This is a genomic window from Candidatus Albibeggiatoa sp. nov. BB20 (assembly GCA_016744725.1).
Taxonomy (GTDB): domain Bacteria; phylum Pseudomonadota; class Gammaproteobacteria; order Beggiatoales; family Beggiatoaceae; genus Albibeggiatoa.
In genome coordinates, this window is record JADGDW010000207.1 from 1 (window position 1) to 6,396 (window position 6,396).

Here is a 6,396-nt window from a genome sequence, read left to right on the forward strand (position 1 = left end):
CTTAATATTAACTGTGTTTCGACTTGTCCCTGCAAGATGTTAGACGAAATCTTCATTTTTCGGCTGCCAACCCCGTCAACAATAAAATTAAGTCCTATCAGCTCATGCAAATGCCCACGTACACTCAAATTACTTAAGGTCAATGCCGCATTTCGCAAACTAATGCCAATCATACCTCTTCTGTAATTCTGTGGAACAGGGTCTGAAGGATATAACAGCATTGTGTATATGCCTTCTTGGAGCGTTTTTTCAGATTGATAAAAAGTGGAGGTGTTTGCAGACTTGCCATACAACAACTTGCCGTAAAAACTACCTGCTGATTGATCATATAACACTTGGTAAAAATCAGCTTGAGGCGCAAAAGCTGCACCATTTGCCTGAATGACATAATCAAGCCCTTCTACATAGGGTTGCATATAAGCTGTACCTGAATTTTCTAGGATAAACCCAAGCACTACGTCTTCAGCACCGCCGCGTGAAATACCGTGCCCACTAAAATTTAAAAAACTCAATTGATTAGCGTTTGCTTCTTCTCTATCTTTAACATATTGCTTTTTAGAGACTATCACTTCACAGTATTTATTTTTATAGATATAAATCCTTTTGTTTTTATCGCCGTCATTACTACAATCAGCATGACCTGACCAATTTGCGTCATAATCATGAATAGTCAGACCTACATCTGTTTTTATATCAACAATTTCCAAATCAACAGATAAGTCTGTATTAAAAGCGTATGAGCATACGCCCTGTCCATATTGGCAATCAATACCAACATTAGGTGCAACAGAGCGAATATGTACTTGATCACCTGCTACAGAGAGTGTGTATTGTTCTATCTCTGGTACTGTTTTGAATTCAGGCCCGACATGGGATGCTGCACAATCTCCACTACTATCGATAAACCGACCATCATCACACTTTTTTAAGCCAACGCGATAAGCATTAAACCTGATAGCATCATTGACACTTGAACAAGCAAAGTATTCATTGGACTCAGTGATATTCTGAAAGTAATAAGTTGTCTCCCCATTAAATTTACCTCCACAGGCTGCATTAAGCGAAACACTATTATCATTTTCATCCTTACAAGAAGACTCAGAAAAGATATATCTCCCTGATTGTACATCATTCGAATATGATAAAAATTGGGCATCTGGTTCAGTTTTATCAGTTCCATTTAGGTAACATCTACATGACTCAGTTGTCGTTGTCGAACTGTCCAGAGATGATTCCCCAGCATAAAAAGCAGACTTTTCTACACTTGCAGTTTGAGGTATATCTAAACAAGAGGCAGCAAAGGTTAGAGGTGGAGACAGCAGAACAATCCAGCCAAGCAGAAAAAATGAGTATGGCTTTCGCCGCAAGAAATGAGAAAATAAGTAACGCATAACATATCTTTTAAATTAAAACCATTTATCGAAATGATAAAATCATGCAAATAATTTAAGCACTTAAAAGCGTATTTGTCTATGACTGTAGCGATTTATTTCCATGCTTATAGGTATTGCATTATTTGATAGTTAAAAGTGGCTTTAAGAAAATAAATCAAGATGTCATAACAAACTTTGAAATTATAAATCTTACTTATTTTGTATCTGATTTATATTAGCATTTCCTTATTTCTACCCAATAGTTAAGTGATTTTTGAGTCTGTGACTTAGTACAAAAACTAAACTTATTACCCATTTATGCTTAATTTCTCATAAGTTGTAATTTTCTTGTCATAAATTGCTTGACGCATCGACATTTACTCAGTACTTTATTGCGTTGCAGCAAACTTATAGTAATCCTAAAAAAATTTTATAAATTTATTAAAGAGGTGGACATACATGGCAACGCATAAGCGACCTCTGTCGCCGCATCTTGGCATTTACAAGCCGCAATTGACATCTTTTATGTCTATTTTGCATCGCGCTACGGGTGTTTTTTTAGCAGTGGGCTTATTACCACTCACTTATTGGTTATATAGCATTTCTCTAGGCCCAGAAGCTTATGAGCAGGTGCAAAGTATTGTTGGCTCTCCTATTGGCTTAATCTGTTTATTTGGCTGGTCATTTGCCTTATTTTATCATCTCTGTAACGGTATCCGTCACTTGTTATGGGATGCAGGTTTTGGCTTTGATATTAAAACCGCTTATACAACAGGCTATATCGTTTGGGTTGCGGCATTTGTATTAACAGCAAGTGCGTGGGCACTCGCGGTGATGCAGGGGACTTTATAATGAAAAGACTTTTCGACAAAGAAACCAGCTACCGTAGCCATTTAGGTCAAGTGCGTAATTTAGGTTCATCGCACAATGGTACGCATCATTTTATTACCCAGCGTTTAACAGCAATTGCCTTAATTCCCTTGGTTTTTTGGTTTGTTTACTCTTTGATCTCAATTGCAACCTCGAATCATGCGGAGGCCGTCGCTTGGGTCAATTATCCACCTAACACCGTTTTATTCTCAATCTTAATTCTTGTGTTGATCCATCATGCACACTTAGGTTTGCAAATGGTGGTGGAAGACTATATTCATACCTCGGTAATGAAAGCACTAATTACGGTGGGTTTGAAATTCTTCATGATTGCCTTAACGATTGCTTCTGTCATTGCAATTTTCCGTATCATCTTTGTTTTTGGAGGATAAGCCAGCATGTCATCAGCATACAATATTATTGACCATACTTATGATGTCGTGGTTGTCGGCGCAGGTGGTGCAGGCTTACGCTCAACCTTCGGTATGGCAGAGAAAGGCTTAAAAACCGCTTGCTTAACCAAGGTATTCCCAACCCGTAGCCACACGGTTGCGGCGCAAGGTGGTATGAGTGCCTCATTAGGCAACATGGGTGAAGACTCATGGCAATGGCACATGTATGACACCGTAAAAGGTTCTGACTGGTTAGGCGACCAAGACGCAATTGAATATATGTGTCGTGAAGCTGTTCCCGCAGTCATCGAATTAGAACATTATGGCGTACCCTTCTCACGTACTGAAGAAGGTAAAATTTATCAACGTCCTTTCGGTGGTATGACAACGAATTATGGTGAAGGGATTGCACAACGTACCTGTGCTGCTGCAGATAGAACAGGTCATGCGATTTTACATACCTTATACCAACAATCTTTGAAGCATCAAGCTGAATTCTTCATTGAATATTTCGCATTAGATTTAATCATGGAAGATGGTGTTTGTCGTGGTGTGATGGCATTAAACATGGCAGAAGGCACAATTCACCGTTTCCGCGCCCATACAGTGGTATTAGCAACAGGCGGTTATGGTCGTGCATACTTCTCAGCGACTTCAGCCCATACCTGTACAGGTGATGGCGGCGGCATGGTATTACGTGCAGGCTTACCAACCCAAGATATGGAGTTTGTTCAATTCCATCCAACAGGCATTTATGGCGCAGGCTGTTTGATTACAGAAGGTGTACGTGGTGAGGGCGGTTACTTAACCAACTCTGAAGGCGAGCGTTTCATGGAACGTTATGCACCGAATGCGAAAGATTTAGCGTCTCGTGACGTGGTGAGCCGTTCAATGACCATGGAAATTCGTGATGGTCGTGGCGTAGGTGGCGATACAGATCACATCTTCTTGAACTTAATGCACTTAGGCCCTGAAGTCATCGGCGAACGTTTACCTGGAATCGCAGAATCTGCGCGTATTTTCGCAGGCGTTGACGTGACTAAAGAACCTATTCCAGTCATTCCTACAGTTCATTACAACATGGGTGGTATTCCAACCAACTATCATGGTGAAGTGTTAACCCTTAAAGATGGCGACCCAGATTCAGTGGTACCGGGCTTAATGGCAATTGGTGAAGCGGCTTGTGTATCTGTACATGGTGCAAACCGTTTAGGTTCTAACTCCTTGTTAGACATCGTGGTATTTGGTCGTGCTTCTGCAATTCGTTGCTCTGAACTCATTAAAGAAGATCAAGCACATAAACCATTACCAAAAGATGCGGGCGACAACTGCTTGGCGCGTTTAGACAAATTACGCAATGCGAAAGGCAGCACCCCAACAGCAGACTTACGTTTACGGATGCAACGCACTATGCAATCTGACGCGGCGGTATTCCGTACAGGCGAAAGCTTGCAAGAAGGCGTGAACAAAATGGATGAAGTGTATAAAGCATTTGACGACATCCAAACCACTGACCGTTCATTAATCTGGAACTCAGATTTAATTGAAACCTTAGAACTCGACAATTTACGTACTCAAGCGGTTGTGACAATTAACTCTGCATTGAATCGTAAAGAAAGTCGTGGCGCACATGCTCGGGAAGATTACCCTGATCGTGATGATGCAAATTGGATGAAACATACTTTGTCGTGGATTGATGAAGCAGGTAAAGTGACTTTGGATTACCGTCCAGTGCACACATATACCTTGACTGATGAAATCGATTACATTCCACCTAAAAAGCGTGTGTACTAAGGGGATAATACGATGGCTGAATTTAAACTACCTGCCAACTCGGTTGTTAAAAAAGGTAAAAAGGTCAACGAAGCGAAAGGCGCGAAAAACGTCAAGAAGTTTCATGTTTATCGTTGGGACCCTGATACAGGCGAAAACCCACGTACTGACATCTATGAAGTAGATTTAGACAATTGCGGACCTATGGTATTGGACGCATTGTTGAAAATCAAGAATGAAATTGATCCAACATTAGCATTACGCCGTTCATGTCGTGAAGGGATTTGTGGTTCTTGTGCGATGAATATCGATGGCACAAATACTTTAGCTTGTACTAAGGCGATTGATGACATCAAAGGCGATGCGAAAGTTTATCCATTGCCACACATGGAAGTGATTAAGGATTTAGTCCCTGATTTAAGTCATTTCTATGCACAACATGCCTCAGTTGAACCTTGGATGAAAACAGCGACTGCGATTCCACCAGACCGTGAACGTTTACAGTCTAAAGAAGATCGTGCGAAGTTGGACGGCTTATACGAGTGTATTTTATGTGCTTGTTGTTCGACTAGTTGCCCAAGTTATTGGTGGAACGGTGATTTATACTTAGGTCCTGCAATTTTATTACAAGCCTATCGTTGGATTATTGATAGCCGTGACGAAGCGACAGGCGATCGTTTAGACGAATTGGAAGACCCATTCCGTTTATACCGTTGTCATACCATTATGAATTGTACAAACACTTGTCCTAAAGGCTTAAACCCAGCTAAAGCGATTGGTGAAATCAAGAAATTATTAGTCGATAGACGCTAAGATTTTTTAAGTATTATTTGTGATTAAAAAGCCCTTGCTGACTTGGTTGGTGGGGGCTTTTAACTTTTATTATGGATTGAAAATCATTTTATTATTGCCCATAATGCTCTCAATGATATGTTTTAGGAATTATCATGGTATGGGAAGTTGAGTATACAGATGAATTTGGAAAGTGGTGGGATTCATTAACTGAATCAGAACAAGAACGTATTGCTGCTATTGTATCTTTGTTAGAGGAAAGAGGGACTCGACTAGGTTATCCTCAGAGTTCACAAATTAATAGTTCAAAACATGAACACATGAGAGAACTTAGGACTCAATACAGAGGTGAACCCTATCGAATTTTGTATGCTTTTGACCCTAGAAGATGTGCTATTCTGTTAATAGGTGGAAATAAAACTGGAAACAAAAGGTGGTATGAAATCCATATTCCAATAGCTGATAAGCTTTATGATGAACATTTAGACAGTTTAAAATAGCTTGTTTATAGGAGATATTAAAATGGCTAAACCTTTTAAATTACTTAAAGACAAAATGTCAGAAGAGTCTCAACAAAGAGCAGAAGTCCAAAAACGTCTATTATTAGCTGAAATAGCTTTACAAGAAAGCATTGAAGCTCAAAAGATACAAAAAGAACAACCAGTTATTCCTTTTAACAACAATATGTCAAACGTATTAGTTTCAAGTTTAGAATCATGTAGTCAAACTTGTCAAAAAATTTCTTATATAATTCACTCTCACAATGTAAAAGTGAATACATCTCATTCTTCCAACTAATTCATTGAACTATTTATTATGGAACTTTCTATCCAATATTTATGTGATGCTGCAGCCCATGCTTTATCACAACAATCTGCTTATGAAGATAATAAGAAAAAGCTTAATATAAAGAAAATAGGCTTAATGAATAACTCCGTGATTAGTTGTGAATTTTATCCTCATGCAAAAGAATCAATGGATGTTAAGAATGAAATTGCTTTTATTATGGGCTTTTTAGCAAGTTTTTTTAAAGAAGATTTTCGATTTGATTATATTCAAAATTTTGCGGTTAGAGCTTTTACCCTTAATGAAAATGGACAAAATATAGAATTGATGTATAGACGTTAGAACCCTCATGACTTAGGGTCAAGCCTTCATGATGAATTGGAAAGAAATATGCGTGCATGGCAAAGAAT

8 protein-coding genes are annotated in these 6,396 nt (G+C 39.0%); 7 read left to right on the plus strand and 1 reads right to left on the minus strand.

All coding sequences use genetic code 11. The features are described 5' to 3' along the window. On the minus strand, nucleotides 1-1,391 hold a 1,391-nt coding region (locus tag ABXH34_RS16955; protein ID WP_353573068.1), incomplete at its 3' end, for a hypothetical protein. 441 nt (nucleotides 1,392-1,832) lie between these two features. On the opposite strand from ABXH34_RS16955, the gene sdhC reads away from it, so the two are divergent. From sdhC to ABXH34_RS16990, 7 genes are all read left to right on the plus strand, one after another. Next, complete coding sequence (sdhC, locus tag ABXH34_RS16960; RefSeq protein WP_353573069.1) at nucleotides 1,833-2,225, plus strand: succinate dehydrogenase, cytochrome b556 subunit; 393 nt, start codon at nucleotides 1,833-1,835, stop codon at nucleotides 2,223-2,225. After that, the gene (gene sdhD, locus ABXH34_RS16965; protein ID WP_353573070.1) at nucleotides 2,225-2,635 is read left to right on the plus strand and encodes a succinate dehydrogenase, hydrophobic membrane anchor protein; all 411 of its coding nucleotides are present in this window, start codon (nucleotides 2,225-2,227) and stop codon (nucleotides 2,633-2,635) included. Before sdhC ends, sdhD begins: the two co-directional genes overlap by 1 nt. A gap of 6 nt (nucleotides 2,636-2,641) precedes the next feature. Continuing rightward, on the plus strand, nucleotides 2,642-4,429 hold the full coding sequence (sdhA, locus tag ABXH34_RS16970) for a succinate dehydrogenase flavoprotein subunit (RefSeq protein WP_353573071.1): 1,788 nt from the start codon (nucleotides 2,642-2,644) through the stop codon (nucleotides 4,427-4,429). 12 nt (nucleotides 4,430-4,441) lie between these two features. Beyond that, nucleotides 4,442-5,221: a succinate dehydrogenase iron-sulfur subunit gene (locus tag ABXH34_RS16975; protein ID WP_353573072.1), complete on the plus strand. Its 780-nt coding sequence runs from the start codon at nucleotides 4,442-4,444 to the stop codon at nucleotides 5,219-5,221. Between the two features lie 134 nt (nucleotides 5,222-5,355). Next, entirely contained in the window at nucleotides 5,356-5,700 is a 345-nt protein-coding gene (locus ABXH34_RS16980) for a type II toxin-antitoxin system RelE/ParE family toxin (protein ID WP_353573073.1), read from the plus strand. A 22-nt stretch (nucleotides 5,701-5,722) separates the two neighbouring features. Then, entirely contained in the window at nucleotides 5,723-5,998 is a 276-nt protein-coding gene (locus ABXH34_RS16985) for a hypothetical protein (protein ID WP_353573074.1), read from the plus strand. 18 nt (nucleotides 5,999-6,016) lie between these two features. After that, nucleotides 6,017-6,328, plus strand: coding sequence for a hypothetical protein (locus ABXH34_RS16990; protein WP_353573075.1), 312 nt, complete (start codon nucleotides 6,017-6,019; stop codon nucleotides 6,326-6,328). The last annotated feature ends 68 nt before the right edge of the window (nucleotides 6,329-6,396 follow it).

Bases quoted from the DNA above. Each gene is read 5' to 3' on its own strand.
- sdhC (WP_353573069.1), top strand. From the start codon at position 1,833: ATGGCAACGCATAAGCGACCTCTGTCGCCGCATCTTGGCATTTACAAG.
- sdhD (WP_353573070.1), top strand. From the start codon at position 2,225: ATGAAAAGACTTTTCGACAAAGAAACCAGCTACCGTAGCCATTTAGGT.
- sdhA (WP_353573071.1), top strand. From the start codon at position 2,642: ATGTCATCAGCATACAATATTATTGACCATACTTATGATGTCGTGGTT.
- ABXH34_RS16975 (WP_353573072.1), top strand. From the start codon at position 4,442: ATGGCTGAATTTAAACTACCTGCCAACTCGGTTGTTAAAAAAGGTAAA.
- ABXH34_RS16980 (WP_353573073.1), top strand. From the start codon at position 5,356: ATGGTATGGGAAGTTGAGTATACAGATGAATTTGGAAAGTGGTGGGAT.
- ABXH34_RS16985 (WP_353573074.1), top strand. From the start codon at position 5,723: ATGGCTAAACCTTTTAAATTACTTAAAGACAAAATGTCAGAAGAGTCT.
- ABXH34_RS16990 (WP_353573075.1), top strand. From the start codon at position 6,017: ATGGAACTTTCTATCCAATATTTATGTGATGCTGCAGCCCATGCTTTA.